20 protein-coding genes are annotated in these 20458 nt (G+C 69.7%); 13 read left to right on the forward strand and 7 right to left on the reverse strand.

What is annotated here, in order from left to right:
• Window positions 1-399 precede the first annotated feature (399 nt).
• The gene (locus tag WH85_RS35925) at window positions 400-1761 is read left to right on the forward strand and encodes an SNIPE associated domain-containing protein (RefSeq protein ID WP_245674229.1); all 1362 of its coding nucleotides are present in this window, start codon (window positions 400-402) and stop codon (window positions 1759-1761) included.
• Window positions 1762-1816: 55 nt separating this feature from the next.
• On the opposite strand, the gene WH85_RS35930 is transcribed toward WH85_RS35925, so the two are convergent.
• Window positions 1817-2647, reverse strand: a complete 831-nt coding sequence (locus WH85_RS35930) for a S1 family peptidase (protein ID WP_045746576.1) — start codon at window positions 2645-2647, stop codon at window positions 1817-1819.
• Between the two features lie 80 nt (window positions 2648-2727).
• Window positions 2728-3678, reverse strand: coding sequence for a helix-turn-helix domain-containing protein (locus tag WH85_RS35935; RefSeq protein ID WP_045746577.1), 951 nt, complete (start codon window positions 3676-3678; stop codon window positions 2728-2730).
• An 84-nt stretch (window positions 3679-3762) separates the two neighbouring features.
• Between WH85_RS35935 and WH85_RS35940 the strand changes: the two genes are divergently transcribed.
• The 4 genes from WH85_RS35940 (at window position 3763) to WH85_RS35955 (ending at window position 9250) form a co-directional block, all read left to right on the forward strand.
• Window positions 3763-4329 carry an RNA polymerase sigma factor gene (locus tag WH85_RS35940; protein WP_245674230.1) on the forward strand — a complete coding sequence of 189 codons (567 nt, stop codon included), beginning with the start codon at window positions 3763-3765 and terminating at the stop codon, window positions 4327-4329.
• Window positions 4326-5306 (forward strand): CU044_5270 family protein, encoded by a 981-nt coding sequence (locus WH85_RS35945; RefSeq protein WP_045746579.1) that lies wholly within the window; start codon window positions 4326-4328, stop codon window positions 5304-5306. Before WH85_RS35940 ends, WH85_RS35945 begins: the two co-directional genes overlap by 4 nt.
• Before the next feature lie 58 nt (window positions 5307-5364).
• The gene (locus WH85_RS35950) at window positions 5365-6243 is read left to right on the forward strand and encodes a protein kinase domain-containing protein (protein ID WP_083449508.1); all 879 of its coding nucleotides are present in this window, start codon (window positions 5365-5367) and stop codon (window positions 6241-6243) included.
• Window positions 6244-6343: 100 nt separating this feature from the next.
• Window positions 6344-9250: a GH92 family glycosyl hydrolase gene (locus WH85_RS35955; RefSeq protein ID WP_045746580.1), complete on the forward strand. Its 2907-nt coding sequence runs from the start codon at window positions 6344-6346 to the stop codon at window positions 9248-9250.
• 9 nt (window positions 9251-9259) lie between these two features.
• Here the strand turns inward: WH85_RS35955 and WH85_RS35960 are convergent, their stop codons facing one another.
• The gene (locus WH85_RS35960) at window positions 9260-9976 is read right to left on the reverse strand and encodes a TetR/AcrR family transcriptional regulator (protein ID WP_045746581.1); all 717 of its coding nucleotides are present in this window, start codon (window positions 9974-9976) and stop codon (window positions 9260-9262) included.
• Window positions 9977-10063: 87 nt separating this feature from the next.
• On the opposite strand from WH85_RS35960, the gene WH85_RS35965 reads away from it, so the two are divergent.
• Both WH85_RS35965 and WH85_RS35970 read left to right on the forward strand, forming a co-directional pair.
• A complete protein-coding gene (locus tag WH85_RS35965) occupies window positions 10064-11218 on the forward strand; it encodes an FAD-dependent oxidoreductase (protein ID WP_045746582.1) in 1155 nt (384 codons plus the stop codon).
• A gap of 433 nt (window positions 11219-11651) precedes the next feature.
• Complete coding sequence (locus WH85_RS35970) at window positions 11652-12320, forward strand: hypothetical protein (RefSeq protein ID WP_083449509.1); 669 nt, start codon at window positions 11652-11654, stop codon at window positions 12318-12320.
• A 107-nt stretch (window positions 12321-12427) separates the two neighbouring features.
• On the opposite strand, the gene WH85_RS35975 is transcribed toward WH85_RS35970, so the two are convergent.
• Window positions 12428-13351, reverse strand: coding sequence for a hypothetical protein (locus WH85_RS35975; protein ID WP_211275553.1), 924 nt, complete (start codon window positions 13349-13351; stop codon window positions 12428-12430).
• A 53-nt stretch (window positions 13352-13404) separates the two neighbouring features.
• On the reverse strand, window positions 13405-14238 hold the full coding sequence (locus WH85_RS54225; RefSeq protein WP_425394684.1) for a DUF6932 family protein: 834 nt from the start codon (window positions 14236-14238) through the stop codon (window positions 13405-13407).
• On the opposite strand from WH85_RS54225, the gene WH85_RS35985 reads away from it, so the two are divergent.
• The 5 genes from WH85_RS35985 (at window position 14228) to WH85_RS36000 (ending at window position 17722) form a co-directional block, all read left to right on the forward strand.
• The gene (locus WH85_RS35985; protein WP_245674231.1) at window positions 14228-14899 is read left to right on the forward strand and encodes a DNA alkylation repair protein; all 672 of its coding nucleotides are present in this window, start codon (window positions 14228-14230) and stop codon (window positions 14897-14899) included. The two genes, WH85_RS54225 and WH85_RS35985, sit on opposite strands and share 11 nt — an antisense overlap.
• 10 nt (window positions 14900-14909) lie before the next feature.
• Window positions 14910-15953 carry an FAD-dependent monooxygenase gene (locus WH85_RS35990; protein WP_045746594.1) on the forward strand — a complete coding sequence of 348 codons (1044 nt, stop codon included), beginning with the start codon at window positions 14910-14912 and terminating at the stop codon, window positions 15951-15953.
• The gene (locus tag WH85_RS53875) at window positions 15946-16068 is read left to right on the forward strand and encodes a hypothetical protein (protein WP_281179121.1); all 123 of its coding nucleotides are present in this window, start codon (window positions 15946-15948) and stop codon (window positions 16066-16068) included. Before WH85_RS35990 ends, WH85_RS53875 begins: the two co-directional genes overlap by 8 nt.
• A complete protein-coding gene (locus WH85_RS35995; protein WP_045746585.1) occupies window positions 16068-16991 on the forward strand; it encodes an STM4015 family protein in 924 nt (307 codons plus the stop codon). Before WH85_RS53875 ends, WH85_RS35995 begins: the two co-directional genes overlap by 1 nt.
• Before the next feature lie 68 nt (window positions 16992-17059).
• Entirely contained in the window at window positions 17060-17722 is a 663-nt protein-coding gene (locus WH85_RS36000; RefSeq protein WP_245674232.1) for an HAD family hydrolase, read from the forward strand.
• Between the two features lie 34 nt (window positions 17723-17756).
• Here the strand turns inward: WH85_RS36000 and WH85_RS36005 are convergent, their stop codons facing one another.
• Together WH85_RS36005 and WH85_RS36010 are read right to left on the reverse strand one after the other, a co-directional pair.
• Entirely contained in the window at window positions 17757-18365 is a 609-nt protein-coding gene (locus WH85_RS36005; RefSeq protein ID WP_052721042.1) for a TetR/AcrR family transcriptional regulator, read from the reverse strand.
• A gap of 37 nt (window positions 18366-18402) precedes the next feature.
• The gene (locus WH85_RS36010) at window positions 18403-19041 is read right to left on the reverse strand and encodes a type 1 glutamine amidotransferase domain-containing protein (protein ID WP_045746586.1); all 639 of its coding nucleotides are present in this window, start codon (window positions 19039-19041) and stop codon (window positions 18403-18405) included.
• Between the two features lie 86 nt (window positions 19042-19127).
• On the opposite strand from WH85_RS36010, the gene WH85_RS36015 reads away from it, so the two are divergent.
• Window positions 19128-19991, forward strand: a complete 864-nt coding sequence (locus WH85_RS36015) for a LysR family transcriptional regulator (protein WP_045746587.1) — start codon at window positions 19128-19130, stop codon at window positions 19989-19991.
• The last annotated feature ends 467 nt before the right edge of the window (window positions 19992-20458 follow it).

Here is a 20458-nt window from a genome sequence, read left to right on the forward strand (position 1 = left end):
CGCTTCTTGTCGTCCGGATGACGTTGAAGAACCGAGTCAACCGCAATGTCGTGCGTCATTATGTGGAGCATGGGGAGTGGCTTTCTCGCCGACACGGCAATCGCCATAAGTCCTTTGTCGACTTACCACTTGGATGGTGGGTGGGCATCCAAAAGCATGATAAGCGGCGGCCTTCGATCTTGTTACGGTCTGATATCTGCCCGACCGTCGAGAGATTGAGCCATGGCGCTTCGTTTCAGGACCCCACCGCATTGGCCGGCGCCCCCTGAGGGGTGGGTGCCTCATGACGGGTGGGTGCCCGATCCGTCCTGGGGCCCGGCTCCCGACGGCTGGCAGTTCTGGGTGCCGGACGCGCCCGTTGCGCCGGTACTTCCGCCTTTCCCGCCGCCAGTGGTCTCGGTGCCACCGCAGATCACGCCGGCGACCGTCTCCACGGATGGTGGTGTCGGGTTCTTCGGGGCGAGGGGGACGGCCCGGGAACTGGCGGGTGAGGTCGAGCGGCTGACGACGGAACTCACCACGCTCCGGGCGGAGATGCAGCGCCTCGGCGTCTGGTCGGCGGTGGAACTCGAGCAGTACCGCGAACGGGTGCGCCGGGAGACCGCTGACGAGGTGGCCCGCGGCAGGAAGGACCTTGCTGAACAGGTGGCTCGGGCGCAATCGCGTCTGAGTGACCTGGCCCGGCAGGAGTCGGAGACTGCTACCCGGCTGGTACAGGTTCGCCGGCAGGTGGTCGTCACCGAGGAGACGGCGCTGCTCCAAGAGGCCGGCGTCTACGAGTACCGGCACCCGCTGTCCGACGCTGTGGCCTACCAGGCTGCCCTGGCCAGGGTGCAGGACCGGATCAAGACGATGGCGAAGGCCGACGGAGGTGCGGTCCGGTCGGCGAGCGGTTGGACCGTCAACGGGTCGGCGGCACAGGGGCGGACCATGATTCGGGACTACTCGAAGTTGATGCTTCGTGCCTACAACGCGGAGGCCGACAACCTGGTTCGCGGGCTGAAGCCGTACAGGCTGGACTCGGCCGTGGAGAGGCTGGGAAAGGTCGCGGCGACGATCGCCCGGCTGGGGAAGACGATGGACATCCGCATCGACGACGCGTATCACCGGCTGCGGATCGAGGAACTGCAGATCACCGCCGACTACGTGCAGAAGGTCGCTGAGGAGAAGGAACGCGAGCGCGAGGAGAAGGCCCGTCTGCGGGAGGAACGAAAGGTCCAGCAGGAGATCGAGAGGGAACGCGCCCGCCTCGACAAGGAACGGGCGCACTACCTCAATGCGCTGGAGGCTCTGAACGCCAAAGGCGATGCCGAGGGTGCCGGGCAGTTGCGGGAGCGGCTCGCTCAGATCGAAACGGCGATCCATGACGTCGACTACCGGGCGGCGAACATCCGTGCCGGGTATGTGTATGTCATCTCGAACATCGGCGCTTTCGGCGATGCGATGATCAAGGTGGGGCTGACCCGGCGTCTCGACCCGATGGACCGGGTGAAGGAGCTGAGTGATGCGTCGGTCCCGTTCAATTTCGACGTCCACGCGTTGTTCTTCTCGGAGGACGCGGTGGGGATCGAATCCGCCATGCACGCGCGGCTGGCGGACAAACGGGTCAACCGGGTCAACTACCGGCGGGAGTTCTTCTATGCGACACCGGCCGAGGCGAAGTCGCTGCTGGCGGAACTGGCGGGGAACCTCCTGCAGTACCAGGAGGTTCCCGAGGCCCTGGAGTTCCGGCAGTCGCTGACGCAGGCTCAGCAGTCCTGAGGGCGTCGCCGACGGCAGCCGGAACCTACGTTCCGGCTGCCGTCGGCGACGCGGGTCACGGCTTGGTGAGCAGGCAGCCGGAGATCGTCAGGTCGATGGTGCGGGTGGAGCTGACGCACGTGGTGAACCAGTACGTCTCCTGGCCGTAGCTGCGGCCCTTCAGGACCGTGACGTTGCCGGACGCGTCGACCTCGCACGGGTTGTTCAGGGTGCAGGTGTCGCCGTCCTCGTTGCCGGTGTTGTTGATGCCGATCAGCTGGCCGGTGGCCTCGCTGACGATCGGGGATCCGGAGGTGCCGCCGATGGTGTCGCAGTCCGCGTCGTAGCGGATCGAGTCCGTCCAGGTCCACTCGTCCTCGCGGAGGGCGGTGACGAAACCGTCGATCGAGCAGTTCCAGATCTCGCGCCAGTAGCCGGACGGAATGGCGATCGACGTGCCGGCGGCCGGGTGCGCGGCGGAGATGGTCAGCGGGGTGGCGCCGTACGAGCTGGACAGCGCGGCGAACGTGGTGTTCAGCCGGTAGAGGGTGACGTCGGTGCCGGTCATCGTCGCGTACAGCACACGGTTGGCCCGGACCGTGCCCAGCGCGTTGCCGGCGCTGTTCAGCAGGGTGCCGGAGCGGGTGCTGGCCCGGTTCTGGATGACGACGCCGTCGTCGATGAAGCCGCCCTCGTAGCAGTGCCCGTTGGTGAGCATCATCGCGCTGTCGGTGCTGACCGAGGTGGGGAAGCGGACCAGCGAGGCCGAGCAGTTGCTCAGCGCGATGGTGTTGGCCAGCGTGACCGCGTCGAGGGCCGCGGGGGTGGCGGCCTGGGCCGGAACGGTCGTGCCCAGGACGGCGACGGCGGCGGCGGCCAGGGCGACGAGTGCCCGTTGAAGGCGCATGAAGGGTCCCTTCACAACAAAGTGGATCGTGGTGCCGAAACCCTCGCATCAACAATCGACAGGTGTCAATGGAGGAATCCCTAGGCGAGCCATCCCCGGCGGGCCGCCTGGAAGGACAGGCCGGTCCGCGAGTCCACCCCGGCCTGATCCATCAACCGGTCGATCCGGCGCTGCACGGTCCGCTTGCTGACCCCCAGATGGGTGGCGATGGACTTGTCCGGCATCCCGGCCACGACCAGCGACAGCAGCAGCGTGTCGACGGTGGCGGGACCGTCCGCGCCCAGTGGCGTCGCCCGCTCCCAGTAACTCTCGAAGAGCGCCACCAGCGCGTCCAGCAGCTCGCTCGACCGGATCAGCGCCGCCGTCGGCTCACCCAGGCCGCGGGCCTCGTCCGGCACCAGCGGGCAGATCGCCAGCTCCCGGTCGGCGACCGCCAGCCGCACCGGCAGGGCGGGAAGCGTCCGCGCCTGTTCGCCGGCCCGCACCGACGCGAGGATGCTCTCCAGCTCGCCCGGCTTGTCGAGCAGCTCCCGCTCGTAGATCGCCCGGTATCGCACGCCACGGGCCAGCGCCGTGCCCTCCTCGTCGTTGTCGGTCCCGGCCATGGCCAGCGGGTTGGCACGGCAGAACCAGAGGATCTCGGTGTGCGCGTTCTCCTGCATCTCGCGCAGCCGCTGCCGCAGCGGGCCGGCCCCGACGACCAGCTCCACCAGCTGCTCGGGGTCGCGGCGGCGGGCGTGCGCCCGGTAGTCCTCGCTCAGCGCGGCCACGGTCTGCCGGGCGTTCTCCAGATCCTGCTGGCGCCGCAGCAGCGCGTCACCGAGAGCGACGTCCGGGGGCAGCGGATGCAGCACCGGACCGATCCCGCCGGCCAGGCCCCGGGCGCGCAGCGACGCCAGCGCCACCTCGGCTTCGCCGTGCGGCATGCCTCCGTGCACGGCCAGGTCGGTCACGCCGGCCCGGCCCAGGCGCACGAGGAGACGGTACGCGTGAAGCTCGGTCACGCTCAGCGTCCCGTCCTCCGGAGTCATCGGGTGATCGTAAACGCCGCGAACACTTTCCGGGTTTGCGGCGAAGAGGGGGCGAGAGGACGGTGAACGCCGATGGAGACAGACGTGGATGTGGGTACCGGCAGGTGCACCGACGCGGAACTGATCGCCGCCGCGCACCGGGTGCCGGAACGGTTCGCGGAGTTGTTCGACAGGCACTACGGGCGGATCTTCGCGTACGCGGCCCGGCGCCTCGGCCGTGACGTGGCCGAGGACGTGGCGTCGGAGACGTTCCTGGTGGCGTTCAGCCGGATCGCCGGTTACGACATGTCCCGCCCCGACGCGGCCCCCTGGCTGTACGGGATCGCCTCCAACCTGATCGCCCGGCAGGGGCGGGCCGAGTCGCGGCGTTACCGGGCGCTGTCGAGGCTGGTGCCGGACGACACCGTCGACGGCTACGACGACGTGATCGCCGGGCGGCTGGACGCGGCGACCGAGCGGGGGCGGCTCGCCACCGCGCTGGCCCGGCTCTCCGGCCCGGACCGGGACGCGCTGCTGCTGGTGGCGTGGGCCGGGCTGAGTCAGCCGGAGGTGGCGGCGGCACTCGAGGTTCCGGCGGGCACGGTCCGGTCGCGGTTGCACCGGGCCCGGCAGGCGATGCGGACGGCACTGGGGAGAGGGGAAGCGGAATGAACGAGATCGACGTGCTGCACGACGCGTTCGGGCCGGACGAGGCGCCGTCGGCGGCGGCTCAGGACCGGGCCCGCGCGGCCCTGCTGGACCGGATCAGCGGTCCGGCCCCGGTCCGCCGCCGGCCGCGCTGGGCCCTGCGGATCACCGCGGCGGTGGTGTCGGCCGCGGCCGCCACGGTCGGTGTGGTGGCGCTGGAGAACGCCGGCCCGGTCACCCTGGAGGGCGTCGACCGGCCGATCGTGGCCGCGTTGCCGTTCGCCCAGCCGGCCAGCGCCGCGCAGGTGCTGGAGAACGCGGCGTGGACGGCCTCCCGGCGGCCGTGGGTGACGCCGCGGCCGGAGCAGTTCGCCTACGTGGAGACGATCGCGACGCAGAACGTCCGGTCGGTGCTCGACGCGTCGCCGAACGGTCCACTGGTCGACGGCAAGACCGAGGTGGTCCGCAAGGAGGTCTGGAACCGCGTCGACGGTGATGTCGTCGCCAACCGGACCGACGGCGAGAAGCTCACCTCGATCACCCGGTCGAAGGAGCAGTTCTGGTTCACCGTCCCGTACGGCGACCTGGCCGCCCTGACCACGCCGGAGAAGTTCCAGGCGTGGCTCGACGACCCGGACAAGCTCGTCGGCATCGACGTGGACGGGCTGCTGACCCGGGAGGTGCTGCCGCCGGACGTGGAGGCGGCGATCTTCCGCTGGCTGGCCCGGCAGCCCGGCGTCACCGAGAACCCGAAGGCGGTCAACCTGGACGGCCGTCCGGCGATCGCGCTGACCTGGACCGTCGAGGGCTACCTGAAGAAGGATCTACTCTTCGACCCGCGGACGTACGCCCTGATCGGCGACCGCATGGTGGCGGTGAAGGACCACGTCAGCCGGGGCGACGACGGTACCCGCCGGATCAAGGCCGGCGACGTGTTCCGGCTGGTCGTCCGCAACCGGTCCGGCATCGTCGACAGGCCCGGTGACACCCCGGCGAACTGAGATCAACATCTAGTAGGCTCCCCGTCGCCAAAGGACAGTGGCGGGAGAGACGTCGACAATGATCAAGCCGCTGCGGCCGGACGACCGGACCACACTCGGCCACTACCAGCTTCTCGGCCGTCTCGGCGACGGGGGTATGGGCTCGGTCTACCTCGGGCGGTCGCCGGACGGCCGCCAGGTCGCGATCAAGGTGGCCCGGCCGGAGCACATGGACGAGGCCGAGTTCCGCGGCCGGTTCCGCAGCGAGGTGGTCCGGTCCCGGCAGGTGCCGCCGTTCGCCACCGCCGAGGTGATCGACGCGGACCCCGACCACGACCCGCCCTACCTGGTCGTGGAGTACGTGGACGGCCCCAGCCTGGCCGCCCTGATCCGCGAGCAGGGCCCGCTCTCCGGGGCGGCCCTGCACCGGACCGCGGTCGGCATCGCCACCGCGCTGACCGCGATCCACGGCGCCGGGGTGATCCACCGTGATCTGAAGCCGGACAACGTGCTGATCGCCGCGGACGGCGTCAAGGTGATCGACTTCGGGATCGCCCAGGCGTTCGAGGTGACCAGCCGGCACACCAAGCCGGACCGGATGGTCGGCACGATCACGTACATGGCGCCGGAACGTTTCGACCCGTCCGGGGTGGGGGCGGTCAGCGCGCCCGCCGATGTGTTCGCCTGGGGTGCGGTGGTGACGTTCGCTGCCACCGGCCGGACCCCGTTCGCGGCGGAGTCGGCGGCGGCGATCGCGATGCGCATCCTCAGCGGGGCGCCGGATCTAGGGGGTCTGCCCGACTGGCTGCGGCCCCTGGTCGAGCGGTCGCTCGTCAAGGACCCGGCGGCCCGGCCGACCGCCCGGGAAGTGCTCGATCTGCTTCTGAAAGGGGAGCAGCCCGTACCCTCGAAGAAGCGCAGGTGGAATCTTCTGGGGCTGTTCGGCACCGGAAGTTGATCTTTAAGTTTCCTTCTCGTCAGGTGATCGTCGTGTTAGGACGAGGTGCGGCGACGACAGTGGCGCCGACGAAACTCGTCGATACCTGTGAAGGAAACACATGCCTGGCTGGAAATCTGGGCGCACCCTGCGGAAAGCCCTCGTGGCGGCCGCGGTCCTGGTGCCCCTGATCCCGACGGCGGCGTACGCGGCGCCCTCGGAGATCTCGGCGTTCGACGCCGTCAATCAGTTCATCGGTACCGAGCTGGACACCACGCAGAACAAGAGCAACGACGCCTACGGGAACACGTATCCCGGCGCGGCGGTGCCGTTCGGCATGGTCCAGCCGAGCCCGACGACCTGGGCGGAGGGGAACGCCAACGTCGGGCAGAAGGGCGGGTACGAGTACACCGCCTCGCTGATCCGCGGATTCGGCATGACCCGCCACTCCGGGACCGGCTGCACCGGCCGGTTCGGCGGGTACGAATTCCCGACGATCCCGTACGCGGGTGAACTGACCGGCGGCGTGCTGCCGTCCAGCCCGGCGTCGACGATCAAGAACTACTACCTGCCGTTCAGCCACGCCAACGAAGCGTCGCAGCCCGGCTACTACGGTGTGAGGCTGGACAACGGCGTCGAGGCGGAACTGACCGCCACCGCCCGCACCGCGGTCAGCCGGTTCGATTTCCCGAAGAGCGGGGACTCGACGTTGATCCTGGACGTGTCCGGCCCGAACAACCGCACCTTCGGCAGTGAGGTGACGATCGACCCGGCGACGCGGACGGTCTCCGGGTGGATGTACGGCACCGACGTCTGCGACGTCGGCAACCTGTACAAGGCCTACTTCTCGACGACCTACGACCACGCGTTCGCGTCGTTCGGCACCTGGACCGACGAGGAGATGACCGCCGACTCCGCGCACGCGGTCAAGAGCACCACCGACACCGGCGTGGACTATCGGCACGACACCGGCGCCTGGATCACCTTCCAGCAGGGTGCCAAGGTCGTCGCGAAGACCGGTTTCAGCTACATCAGCGTCGCGAACGCCGCCCTCAACCGGGACACCGAGGTCGGCACGGACGGCTTCAACGACGTCAAGCACGACGCCAGGAAGCTGTGGAAGGACGCCCTCGGCACGGTCGACGCCGACGGCGGGACCACCGAGCAGCGGACCAAGTTCTACACCGCGCTCTACCACTCCTTCCTGCACCCGAACGTGCGCGAGGACGTGAACGGCCAGTACCTGGGCTTCGACGACCAGGTGCACGTCGTCGCGAAGGGCCGCCACTTCTACAAGAACATCAACTTCGCCGGGTCGGGCTGGGACGCGTACCGCAGCCAGGTGCAGTTGCTGGCGCTGACGTTTCCGCAGGTCGCGAACGACATCAACCGCTCGATCGTGGCACTGACCCAGCAGAGGGGCAGCTGGGCGCCGGGCGCGGCCCGCATGCAGGGCGACAACTACCAGGTCATCCTGGCGACGCTGGACGACATGGGTGCGACCGACTACGACCGGGCGGCGGCGCTCGCGTCGATGAAGGCCACCCAGACGCTGCCGGCCACGAAGACCAGCCGGTCGGACGGCTACCAGTACTTCTCGACCGGCCTGATCGAGAACGCCAAGGGCGACTTCGCGACGTCCCGGGTCCTCGAATACGCGATCGACGACTTCGCCATCGCGCAGCTGGCCGCTCGTCTGGGCGACACCGAGGCCTACGACTACTTCGCGGGGCGCTCGCAGAACTGGATGAACGTGTTCGACCCGGTGTCGAGGCACATCATGCCGCGGTCGCGCAGCGGGTTCGACCGTGGCTTCGACCTGCGGGTCCGGGAGGACTCGGCCGGGCGGGGACAGTTCAACCAGTCGACCGGTCACCAGTACGGCTGGCTCGTCCCGCACAACCTGTCGACGCTGATCACGGCCCGGGGCGGCGTCGCGGCGTCGACCGCGGCGCTGGACACGCTGATGGAGCGGCTGGACGCCGGGGCGTACACCCAGACCGGCAACTACCTGTCCAACCAGCCGGCTTTCGGTACGCCGTGGGTCTACAACTGGCTGCGGGCGCCGGCGAAGGGCACCGACGTCCTCTACCGCGCAGTCTCCGAGATGTATGACACCACCCCGTCGGGTCTGCCCGGCAACGACGATCAGGGTGCGCTGAGCGCCTGGTACGTCTTCGCCAACATCGGTCTTTATCCCGCTGTCTACGGCACGGGTGACCTCATGATCAGCGGCCCGATGTTCGACAAAATCACCGTTAATCCTTATAACACGCCATCCAGGAAAATCAAGATCAATGCAGCGGGTACGTCCACCGGCGCCCGCTACGTCGACGGACTGCGCGTCAACGGCAAGGCGCAGACCGCCTCCTGGATCGACAGCACGTTCCTGACCGAGGGCGGCACGCTCGACTTCACCATGAAGTCCACCGCCGGCACCTGGGGCACCGGCGCCGCCGACGTCCCGCCGTCCTACACCGACGGCTCGGACGCCCGCAACAACGCCGGCACCACCCCCGACGGCCAGGGCAACCTGGGTTCGCTGGACCTCAGCGACTGGTCGCTGTCGCGCACGTCGCTGGCCGCGGCCGGCGTCACCCCCGGCGCGACCGTGCCCGGCACCGCGTTCACCTGGCCGGACGCCGCGCCGGGCAAGCCGGACAACTGGCTCCCGCACGGCCAGAAGGTCACTGTTTCTGCCTCGTCTCAGGGTGGCTCGTTGTCGTTCCTCGGGCTGTCGACCAACGGCCCGGCGACCGGCACCGCGGTGGTCACCTACACCGACGGCAGCACCCAGGACGTGCCGCTCACGCTGAGCGACTGGGCGGCCGGCCCGGCCACCGGCGAGACCGCGGCGGTCACCCTCTCCGGCCGCAACAACGTCAACGGTACGGCCGGAACCGGCACGTTCCGGATCTTCGCCTCGCAGCCGGCGGCCCTCGACGCGGCGAAGACGGTCGCGTCGGTGACCCTGCCGCAGAGCACCGACAAGGGCATCATGCACATCTTCGACGTAGCGGTCAGCTGACCCTCGTCGTCACGACGCGGCCGGGGCACCTCGTGGGGGTGTCCCGGCCGTTCCGTGTGCCAGGATTCCCTGGATCAGCACCTCCGCCGACCAGGTGAAACGTTCCTCGCCGGTGCCGGAGAGGATGAGTGTCCGGGCGGCGTGCACCCGCGGATGCTCGGCGGGGGAGACCCGGTCCAGGGCCTGGGCGACCGGGCCACCGGGTTCGGCCGGATGGTCGCCACCGGCGTGTTCGGCGGCGACCGCGGTGACGAACGTGGTCAGCAACGCGATCGACCAGGCCGCGTTCTGCTCGTCGACGCCCGCGTCGGCCAGCACCTCGAGGACGGCCTCGTTGACGCGCAGCGCGTGCGGCCCGACCGCGGTCGCGCCGAAGGCCAGCCGGGCCAGGGCCGGGCTCGCGGCGAGGGTCTGCACGTAGGAGCGCAGGATCAGGTCCAGCCGCTCACGCCACGGCATGCCGGGCTCGCCGGTCGTCACGTCGGCGAGCGCCCGGTCGAGGACCAGGGCCTGCAGTTCGGTCAGGTCGTGCACGTACGCATACAGCGAAGCGGGGCCGGTGTCGAGCGCGGCCGCGACCTTGCGCAGGCTCATCGCGGCGCCGTCGTCCGCGGTGACCTGGCGCAGCGCCTCCTCGACGATCGCGTCGCGGCTCAACGGCGGCTTGGCCGGCCGGTTGCGGCGGCTGGCCACCTCGGGAGCACGGAACGGATCACGAGGTGCCATGTCCGGAACCGTAGCCGTCACGAACACTGTTCGTCAAACGAACGCTGTCCTTGACGAACAGTGTTCGTGACGAATACCGTTCCCGGCATGACTTCCACACCATCGATCGCCATCGTCGGGGCCGGACTCAGCGGCCTGATCTGCGCCCGGATCCTGCAACGCCACGGCCGGACGGTCACCGTCTACGAGGCCGACCCGTCCGCCGACGCCCGCAGACAGGGCGGATCCCTCGACATCCACACCGGCACCGGCCAGGTCGCCCTCCGCGAAGCCGGCCTGATCGACGAATTCCGCGCCCGCATCCACATCGGCGGCGAAGCCTCCCGGGTGCTCGACAAGAACGCCACCGTCCTCGTCGACATGCCCGAAGCCGACGGCGGCGACGGCCGCCCCGAGATCGCCCGCACCGACCTGCGGCAACTCCTCATCGACGCGCTCGCCCCCGGCACCATCCGCTGGGGTGCCAAGGTCGTCGCCGCCCACCCCGGCCGGCTCGACCTCGCCGGCGGTGACACCGTGCACGCCGACCTGATCATCGGGGCGGACGGCGCGTGGTCCCGGGTCCGGCCCCTGGTCACCCCGGCGAAACCCGCCTACACCGGCATCACCCTGGTCGAGTTCACCCTCACCGACGCGGCCCGCCGTCACCCCGAAGCCCTCGCCCTCGTCGGCCGGGGCAGCCTGTTCGCGCTCTCCGACCACCGGTACATCGGAGGCCACGGCGGCGACACCCTGTCCCTCGGCTGCGGCTTCCGGGTGCCGCAGGACTGGGCCGCCACCAGCGGCGTCGACTGGTCCGACATCGACGACGCCCGGCGCGGCCTGCTCCGCGAACTCGCCGACTGGTCACCCGCACTGACCCGGCTGATCCGCGACGCCGACGAGATCAGCGCGCCCCGCCTGATCCACGCCCTGCCGACCGGGCTGCGCTGGGACACCGTCCCCGGCGTGACCCTGATCGGCGACGCCGCGCACCTGATGTCCCCGTTCGCCGGCGAGGGCGCCAACCTGGCCCTCATCGACGGGGCCGACCTGGCCCGCGAACTCCTGAACCACGACGACCCGGTTGCGGCCGTCACGGCGTACCAGAAGAGGATGTTCGCCCGCGGCGCCAAAGCGGCGGAGGCCTCACACCGCGGGTTGACCATGATGTTCGTGGACGGCCCGCCGAAACGGCTCGTCCGCTTCTTCCGCCTGGCGAAGATCGCCTCCCGCCTGACACACCCGTTCACCGCCCGCTAGACACGTGTCGTGGTCAGAGTGCGAGGCCCATCCGCGTGGTGATTTCGGGCGCGCTGGACGCCCCAATTCACCACACCCGTGGGGGCGTGGTGATTTCGGGCGCGCTGGACGCCACAAGTCACCACACCCGTGGGGGCGTGTTGAGTACGGGCGCGCTGGACGCCACAAGTCACCACACCCCTGGTGGGTGTGGTGAATACGGGCGCGCTGGACGCCCGAAATCACCACAGAGGCAGACCCTGACTGCGAAAGGTGCCTAGCTTTCAGGGAAATTCGTGGTCAACCCGTCTCTCGCGGGGGAGGAGCTCACGGTGTTCCGGCGTGACGCCGGGCCGGCGGAGTTCGCCCTCCCTGCGGAGCTGATGCCGACCGGCTGTTAGCGTCGCGGCGCTGACGGCGATCGGGGAGGGCCACAGCGGATCGTCGGGGGGAGTTGCGGTCTTTCGCAGGGCTTCCGGTCCTGGACTGGGATGACAGCACAGGGCGTGATCCGGCCGGCTTCGCGTGGCGGTTGCCCGGTGCGGACAGTGGTCCGGGCGCGCTGGCCGAGCAGCTTCGGGCCACGCTGGAGCGATGCGGGGCGGCCGGGCCCCGTGCGCTGGTCATCGGTGACTGGGGCGTTGTCCAAGGCGAGCTGTTTCCCGTCGGGTTGCTGCTGGAGAACGCCAGGTTGATGCCGCATCGGCGGGGGCTGTTCGTCTGGGACGTCAGCAGCGAGGCTTGTGAGATCTCGTGGCTGCGGATGACCGACGTGACGCCGCTGCTGGAGACGTCCTCCGAGCTGGAACACCTCGGGTTCCGGGGGTCGACCGAGCGGTGGCTGACACCGGTCCGGCACGGGCGGCTGCGGGAGCTGGTGATCCAGTCCTGCGGGCTGCCGGCTGAGGTGGTCCGGGCGTTCGTGTCCAGCGACCTGGGCGCCCTGGAGCGGCTGGAGCTGTGGCTGGGCTCCGAGGAGTTCGACGGCGACACCATCCTCGACGACCTGGCGCCGGTGCTGTCCGAGCGCCTGGTCGCCGAGCTTCCCGGCGTCGTCGTGGACGTGTCGGACGCGCAGGACGAGGAGCAGGCCGGGGGACGCTACACAGCCGTCGGCGAGTGAGCTGGGGAGCTGGGTGTCATCGTCAGGTCACTTATCGCAGCAGCAGTGGACATAGCGGTCACATCGAATCGGGCGAGCGTGGTTCAAAACCTTCTGGCGAATCGAGGTTAAACGTTACGCAGTTCGATGATGTGACTGATCGTCCGTTCCCGGCCGCCAGAGAACCTCACCCTGGTTGTCTCGATGTCGGCTTCGACTCGTTTGTTGAAATGCCGGTCAAGCCGGTTTGTTATTTCTTCGGCGGTGCTTGCCTGGATGATCTCGCCTCCATCGGTTCTGATCTCGACTTTACCGCGGAACGCGCTGGCCGATCCGAGCAGTCCCGCCACGGTTACTCTCTCCGCTTCTGCGAATTCGCTGTGCTCGCACAGGTATCGAACCCGTTGAACTCCGGAAACACTCCAGTTGCTACGCCTGGCCTCTCTGCCCGGAACGAACCAGGTGATCCGCATGCCGGCTCCGGAACCATGGAGCCCCGCGGTCAGAGCGCCGATATGTTTCATCGATCGAGGCCCGAGGGGGGCGAGCTGTTCAGCCAACAGTTCATCGGACATGCCGGCACCCTCGGAGAGATCGGCGATGTTCAGAACCCGCTCCACCGCCTCATCGAGGATCGTCCGAAATTCGTCGACCCAAGCTGCGAGCAGACCGCTCTTCTCCGGGCCGGTGGAGGGGCCGTACATTGCCACGCCGAAGGAGGAGGGGAATGTTGCTACGGCGCTGAGCGCGGTGGCCTCGCGAATCTCGCGAGGGATGGCGGCGGAATTCGTCGGGCGGCCTGCGAGCGCCTGTGCCACAGCGGATATCGACTCTTGAAGGTTGGTGAGGAAAGGGCCCAGTGTCGAGACCGGGACAAGATGATCGGATGTCGCGTCCCCCGTGAGGGCGACCTCGATTCGCCTCCTGCCGCCGTACCGCGAATCTTCGTGCGCGGTCTGCAGCAGCCGGTTGCGTTGAACCTCGGCGAGCTCTTCCGGGGTGGTTGCCGACTTTCGAACCTCGTGCGGAGCCGCCTCCCGCATCTGCCTCATCCACTCATGAGCGGAATTCCGGTCGGGTGATTCCGGGACCGGGGCCATCGGTGTCACAGCAGCACCTCCACATATCCCCGGCGAAGCAGGCCCGGCGTTTCGGTCACGGCGGTAGGTTTTACCCGTTGCCAGACCTCGTCGTAGAGTCCGATGTCCCGGTACGAGGCGGCATCAGACTGACTCATCATGCTGGTGATCATCTGCGACACCGGCCGGTGCTCGGGAAGCCGGACCAGGTAAGAATCGACCCGCATGCCGCGGGCCACGCACCAGCCACGTAGCGTCAAATCGTCGAGGTCGGTCACCGTCGCCGCATCCAGGCGGTCGAATGCCTCCGCCGGCAGCAGGTAAGTCACGTCCACATCGCTGGGCTCCGGCTCCTCACTGACGAAGCTACCGCCGACCCACATGCGAGTGATCTCCCCTGTCAGGGCTCCCAGTATCGTGCGATGAGCATCCCATTCTTTCCAGATTTCCCGTCGCGTCGTGGAATCGGTGGACAGCACCAACCTTGCATGCAGGTCATCCAGGGAGGCCGCATATCGACCCGGTGGGAGGAGCCCGGTCCTCGGATTGAACTCCGGCAAGCAGTTCACATGGGCCATACTTCTCTCGACCTCGTCGACTATTCGATCGTAACCGGGCGACACGGCACAGGCGGGCAGGTAACGCGGTCCCTCGGCCCCGCGGGTGCCTGCGGTCCCCCGGCAGGCACGGCGTTGAGCTGACCGGTGTGAGGGCTCGTGACCGCAACTCTTTCGCAGGTCGAGATGTCGAGTCGCACCACCTGTGCGCCTTGGGCGATCCATGATTCGACGTAGCGGACCCGTGGTGCTCGGGGGCCTCGGGACTGTGCTTTGCGCGTACCCTCGGACGATGGTTGTCATGGGGGAGACGGTCGGGGAAGTGCTGGCTGAGCTGGCCGCTCTCGAGGATCCGAAGGTGCGCGCGGTCAACGAGCGGCACGGTGACGATCACGGCGTCAACCTGACGAGACTGCGGGCGGTGGCCAAACGGCTGAAGGTGCGGCCGGAACTCGCGGCGGAGCTCTGGCGGACCGGCGACACCGCCGCCCGGCTGCTGGCGATCCTGATCAGTCGTCCGAAAGCGTTCAGCCGGGACGAGCTCGACGCGATGCTGCGCCAGGCACGGGTGCCGAAGGTGCACGACTGGCTGGTGAACTACGTGGTGAAGAAGAGTGTGCACGTCGAGGAACTGCGGGTGCTCTGGCTCGCCGACCCGGATCCGGTGGTGGCGAGTGCCGGCTGGGCGCTGACCGTCGACCGGGTGGCCAAGAAGCCGGACGGGCTCGACCTGACCGTGCTTCTCGACGTCGTCGAGGCGGAGATGGCGAGTGCTCCGGTGCGTCTGCAGTGGGCGATGAACCACTGCCTGGCCCAGATCGGTATCGAGCATCCGGAGCAGCGCGACCGGGCCCTGGCGATCGGTGAGCGGCTCGGGGTGCTCAAGGACTATCCGACACCGCCGGGCTGCACCTCACCCTACGCTCCGATCTGGATCGCCGAGATTGTCGGACGTCGCGGTTAGGGTGTCGCGCATGGCGGTACGTGAAGTGATCATTGTGGGTGGGGGTGTCGCGGGGACCGCGACGGCGCTCGCTCTGCAACGGGCCGGGATCCGTGCCGAGGTGTTCGAGGCGCACACGTCCGGTGGCGCGGATGCCGGGGCGTTCCTCACCGTGATGCGCAACGGGATGGCGGCGCTCGAGGAGATCGGCGCGACCGAGGCCGTGACGGCGGTGTCGTTTCCGGCGGACGCGGTGGCGCTGCTCGACGAGAGTGGCGCTCGGCTCGGGCACCGGCCGATCGAGGGCCCGGCGCGCACGCTCACGCGAGCCGCGCTCTACCGGGCGTTGCAGGAGCTCGCGGTCGAGCGGGGCATCCCGGTGCACCACGGCAGACGTCTGACCACCGCAGCCTCGCACGGCGACGGGGTGGAGGCCGTGTTCGCGGACGGCAGCCGGGTTCGTGGTGACGTGCTGGTCGGGGCGGACGGCATCCACTCGCCGACCCGCCGGCTGATCGACCCGGACGCGCCCGAGCCGCGATATTCCGGGCAGCACGTCGTCTACGGGTACACCCCGGGCAACCCGGCCGGGCTCGACGAGAACGCGTACCACATGATCCGGGGCAGCCAGGCCTTCTTCGGGGTCACCGTGCCCGCCGGCGACGGCCGGACCTGGTGGTTCGCGCGCCTGCGCGGGACCGCACCGGCCGCGGGTCTGAGCCCGGAGCAGTGGCGTGACCTGGCGTTGGAGAAATGCGGCGACGATGCCACCCCGGCCCGCGCGCTGATCGCCGCCGGCACCGGTGTGGTCGGCAGCGACTCCCACGACATTCCGACCACCCCGCGCTGGCACGGCGACCGGATGGTCCTGGCCGGTGACGCCGCGCATGCGGCGGTCCCGGCCGCCGCGCAGGGCGCGTCGATGGCCCTCGAGGACGCGGTGGCCCTGGCCGTTTCCCTGCGCGAGCACGGCGATCCGGCAGAGGCTTTTGCGGTGTACGAGGACCGCCGCCGCACCGAGACCGAGGAGACGGTGGCGGCGAGCGCCAGAATGGGATCGAGCGAGCATGGATGACTACGACGGCGGCGACGAGTTCGAGGCGCTGCGGGAGCTGTCCTTCCAGCCCGGCGGCCTACACCACGGTCGGCGAGTGACCACTGATACCGTCACGCCGATCGAGGAGGTCTGATGGACATCGACGACGACCTGGAGACGTTCGCGGGCCTGCCGGTCCGGGACGTCGAGGACGACAGTGACGGCCCGGACGATCCGGCCGCCGTGGCCTGGCGGTTCAGCGCCGGCTACGGGGAGGCCGACCGGATTCCGGAGCTCTTCGCCGAGATCCTGGAGCGGACCGGCCCGGCCGGCCCCACCGCGCTGATCTTCGGGAACTGGGGCGGCGCGATGGAGGAGCGGTTCCCGATCGGGCTGCTGCTCGACAACGTGGACCGGTTGCCGAACCTGCGGGCCGTCTTCGCCGGGGACATGTCCAGCGAGGAGTGCGAGATCTCCTGGATCAAACAGGTCGACGTCACGCCGCTGCTGACCGCCTTCCCCCGCCTCGAGTGTCTGTGGGTCCGCGGCTCGGACGGCCTGGTGCTGACGCCGGTGCGCCACGAGAACCTGCGGGAGCTGTCCTTCCAGTCCGGGGGCCTGCCGGTCACCGTGGTCCGGGCGGTCGGCGCCTGCGACCTGCCCGCCCTGGAGGAGCTGGACCTGTGGCTGGGCATCGCGGAGTACGGCGGTGAGACCACCGTCGACGACCTGGCGCCGATCCTGTCCGGCCGTCCGTTCCCGGCCCTGACACACCTGGGCCTGCGCAACTCGGAGATCCAGGACCAGGTCGCCGCGGCGGTGGCGTCCGCGCCGGTGGTCGCCAAGCTCACGGTGCTCGACCTGTCGATGGGCACCCTCGGGGACGAGGGCGTCGAGGCGCTGCTCGCGGGCCAGCCGTTGACCCACCTGGAACGCCTGGATGTCAGCCACCACTTCGTCTCGCCGGAACTGGCCCAGCGGTTGGTCGACGAGCTTCCGGGCGTCGAGGTCGACATCTCCGACGAGCAGGACGAGGACGACGAGGAGTTCGGCCGGTACACCGCCGTCGACGAATAGCCCTGTCCAGGGGCGGCCGGGCTGCGCCTCGCTCCTGCCGCCTGACGGACAGGGGCTAGGCTTCGGCCGTGGTCAAGGCTGTGATCGTGGATGTGGACGACACGTTGTGTCTCACCGAGGCCGCCTCGTTCGCACTGGAGAACGACGTGCTCGCCCGGATGGGACGGCCACCCATGTCGCGGGCCGTGCACCTGAGCACCTGGGGCGAGGTGCTGCTGGACGCGATGCCGCACCGGTCGCCGGGGCTCGACCTCGACCGGTTCGCCGCGCTGTTCCCGATCGCCCACCAGGAATACCTCGCCGACGGCCGGCTGGACGTGATCCCGCCGGAGAACCTCGCGGCCCTGGACCGGTTCGTCCTGGCCGGGCGGACCGTGATGTTGCTGAGCTCGCGGACCGAGGTGGAGATCGAACACCTGCTGGCGGCGGACCACGTGCTGGCCGGGCGGGTCACCGGGGCATATCACCAGGGCAACAGCCGGTTCCGCAAACCGGATCCGCGGGCGTTCGACGAGCTTCTCGCCGAGACGGGGCTGGCGCCGGGGGACTGCGTCTACGTCGGGGACTCGCCGGGGGACGCGGTGGCGGCCGGTGGCGCGGGCATCCGGTTCATCGCCTGCCTGCAGAGCGGAGTGCGGCGGCTCGACGAGTTCGACCCGATCCACGTGACGGCGGCCGTCGAGACGTTCCCGGAGATCGTCGACGTGATCGAGGCGTGGGACGGGGCCTGACCCCGGTCGCCTGTCGCGCGTGCTCACGGCGTACTCAAGAGATCATGCGCAGAGCCGCCGCCGCGACGCTGAGCCGGAGCTGATCGGGGGCCGGCCGGTCGGGCAGGTCGCGGCGCATCCCGATCACGCTCTCCACCAGGCCGAACACGAGGTCGCCGAGCACCGCGGCCTCGCCCTGCGGCCGGGTGGTCGCCTGCGCGGTGAGCGTGCGGTACACGCCGCGGAGCTGGTCGCGTTCGGCGCGGAACCGGTGGAACGGCTCGGATGCCGTCTCCGGCAGGGCGTAGAGGACACCCACGTTCCAGCGGGCTCCGAGCAGCACCCCGACGTCGTATTCGACCAGCTCCCGCAACGCCTCACCGGGGGGAAGACCGCGCTTCTCCAGGGCCGCGGCGAACTCCAGCGACGGCCGGACCGTCGACTCCAGGAGATCGGCGAGGATCTGCTCCTTCATGGTGAAGTGGTAGTACAGCGAGGCCTGCCGCACCCCGACCATCTCGGCGATCATGCGGGTCGAGGTGGCGGCGTAACCGTGCCGGGCGAACAGTTCGGCGGCCGCGTCGAGGATCTCCTCACGGGCGCTCGCGGAGGGCAGCCGCCGGGCGCCGGAACGGGGGCGGCCGGCGGCGGACGGGGAACTCACGCCTGCATCGTTCCATGCGGGACGGCGGCGCTCCGGTTCAGGCGCGCAGGGCCAGCAGCAGCTCGTCGGCGACGGCCGCGGACGAACCCGGGTTCTGCCCCGTGATCAGCGTGCCGTCGGCGATCACGTGCGACTGCCAGGCCGGCCCGGCGGCATAATCGGCACCGAGCGCCACCAGCCGGTCCTCGAGCAGCCACGGCGCCTTGGCGGCGAGCCCGGCCGCGGTCTCCTCCTCGTTGCTGAACGCCGTCACCCGGCGGCCGTCGATCAGCTCCGGGGTGGCCGGGAGCAGGGCGGCGACGCCGTGGCAGACCAGGGCGAGCGGCTTGCCGTCGGTCAGGGCCCGGTCGACCAGCTTCGCCGAGGTGGTGTCGACGGCCAGGTCCTCCATCGGGCCGTGCCCACCGGGGTAGAAGACCGCGTCGTAACCGTCGAGGTTCACGCCCGCCAGGTCGATCGCGGGCGGTACGACCGGGGCGTCCCCGCCGTCGAGGCTCGCCTTGTCGACGGTGGGGGCCACCCCGCCCGGCGTCGCCACCTCGACACTGTGCCCGGCCGCGGTGACCTTCTCGAACGGCACCGCGAACTCCTCCGCCCAGTATCCGGTGGGGTGCTTGCTGCCGTCGTTCAGCGTCCAGTGGTCGGCGCCGCTCATCACAAACAGGATCTTGGCCATCGTGGGTACTCCTCTACCGGATTCCGGGTGTCTACCGACCTCAGGCTAGGTCGGATGATCATCAGGCACCCAATAGGATTCCCGCTGTGACCGATCAGAATCCCGATGGCAGCCTCGATCTGCTGCGGACTTTTCTCGCGGTCTACCGGGCCGGGTCGATCACCGCGGGCGCCCGCGCGCTCGGCCTGTCCCAGCCCACCGTCACCGGCCAGATCCAGGCCCTCGAACAGCGCTGGGGACGCCAACTCTTCCAGCGGATGGCCCGCGGCGTGCGCCCCACCACCGTCGCCGACGACCTGGCCGCCCGGATCGCCGGGCCCCTCGACGACCTGGCGCTGGTGACCGGCCCGTCGGCGGAGACCCCGCCGGAACCGGTGCACCTGGCGGGGCCCGCCGAACTGTTGGCGGCGCGGGTCGTACCCGCGCTCGCGCCCCTGATCACCCAGGGCGTGCGCCTGCGCGTCACCAGCGGACTGGCCGACGATCTCCTCGACGGCCTGACCCGGGGACGGTACGACCTGGTGATCTCGGCGATCCGCCCGCGCGGGCGCACCCTGCTCGCCGAACCCCTCGCCGACGAGGAGTTCGTGCTGGTGGCGTCCACGGCGCTCGACGTGGACCGGGCGCCGCTGATCGCCTACGCCGAGGACGTGCCGATCGTCCGCCGGTACTGGCGGCACGTCTTCGGGCGCCGCCTGACCCGCCGCCCCGCCCTGGTGATCCCCGACCTGCGGGCGGTGCGGGCGGCGGTGGTGGCGGGCGCGGGCTGGTCGGTGCTGCCCCGCTACCTGTGCGAGGCGGACCTGGCCTCCGGTGCGCTGATCCTGCTCGACGAGCCGGCCGACCCGCCGATCAACACCGCTTTTCTGGTACGCCGCGCGGCTGCCACCACCAACACCCATGTCACGGTGGTGGAACGCGCGCTGCGGTCAGCCGGCCCGACGTGGTGACGCCGCCGTCCGCGCTTCGCCCCGTCCCGCGGGATCATCCGTCACCGCAGACCCAGCCGTCGTCCACGGCTGTCCGGGCAACGCGAACGAGCCGTGTGCGACGGCTCGGGAGGGACAGCCGTCGTTCAGGGTTGTTGGGGCGGTGTGAGGGAGCCGTGTGCGACGGCTGAGGAGACCGGAGCCGTCGCACACGGCTCTTGAGCGGCTCGGATTCAGCCGTGGCCGACGGCAGGGAGGTGTGGAGCCGTCGCATACGACTGTTTTGTGAGGGCGGGGCGACCGTGGCCGACGGCGGGGAGAGCGAGCCGTCGGCCACGGTTCAGATGTGGTCCGGAGGTAGCCGTGGGCTACGGCTGGAGTTGGTGAGCTGCGAACCGGGTTGCGATGAGGGCTCAGGTCCCGGGATGGTGCTCGGTTCCGTCCCCGGGTTCGGCTTTGAGGACGGACGGACGGGCTCGGCTCCGGGA

The organism is Actinoplanes rectilineatus (assembly GCF_000962825.1).
Lineage (GTDB): Bacteria > Actinomycetota > Actinomycetes > Mycobacteriales > Micromonosporaceae > Actinoplanes > Actinoplanes rectilineatus.

Excerpts from the sequence above, each read along its gene's own strand:
- WH85_RS35930 (WP_045746576.1), bottom strand. The coding sequence starts at position 2,647 with ATGCGCCTTCAACGGGCACTCGTCGCCCTGGCCGCCGCCGCCGTCGCC.
- WH85_RS35935 (WP_045746577.1), bottom strand. The coding sequence starts at position 3,678 with ATGACTCCGGAGGACGGGACGCTGAGCGTGACCGAGCTTCACGCGTAC.
- WH85_RS35945 (WP_045746579.1), top strand. The coding sequence starts at position 4,326 with ATGAACGAGATCGACGTGCTGCACGACGCGTTCGGGCCGGACGAGGCG.
- WH85_RS35950 (WP_083449508.1), top strand. The coding sequence starts at position 5,365 with ATGATCAAGCCGCTGCGGCCGGACGACCGGACCACACTCGGCCACTAC.
- WH85_RS35955 (WP_045746580.1), top strand. The coding sequence starts at position 6,344 with ATGCCTGGCTGGAAATCTGGGCGCACCCTGCGGAAAGCCCTCGTGGCG.
- WH85_RS35960 (WP_045746581.1), bottom strand. The coding sequence starts at position 9,976 with ATGGCACCTCGTGATCCGTTCCGTGCTCCCGAGGTGGCCAGCCGCCGC.
- WH85_RS35965 (WP_045746582.1), top strand. The coding sequence starts at position 10,064 with ATGACTTCCACACCATCGATCGCCATCGTCGGGGCCGGACTCAGCGGC.
- WH85_RS35975 (WP_211275553.1), bottom strand. The coding sequence starts at position 13,351 with ATGAGGCAGATGCGGGAGGCGGCTCCGCACGAGGTTCGAAAGTCGGCA.
- WH85_RS35985 (WP_245674231.1), top strand. The coding sequence starts at position 14,228 with ATGGTTGTCATGGGGGAGACGGTCGGGGAAGTGCTGGCTGAGCTGGCC.
- WH85_RS54225 (WP_425394684.1), bottom strand. The coding sequence starts at position 14,238 with ATGACAACCATCGTCCGAGGGTACGCGCAAAGCACAGTCCCGAGGCCC.
- WH85_RS35990 (WP_045746594.1), top strand. The coding sequence starts at position 14,910 with ATGGCGGTACGTGAAGTGATCATTGTGGGTGGGGGTGTCGCGGGGACC.
- WH85_RS53875 (WP_281179121.1), top strand. The coding sequence starts at position 15,946 with ATGGATGACTACGACGGCGGCGACGAGTTCGAGGCGCTGCGGGAGCTG.
- WH85_RS35995 (WP_045746585.1), top strand. The coding sequence starts at position 16,068 with ATGGACATCGACGACGACCTGGAGACGTTCGCGGGCCTGCCGGTCCGG.
- WH85_RS36010 (WP_045746586.1), bottom strand. The coding sequence starts at position 19,041 with ATGGCCAAGATCCTGTTTGTGATGAGCGGCGCCGACCACTGGACGCTG.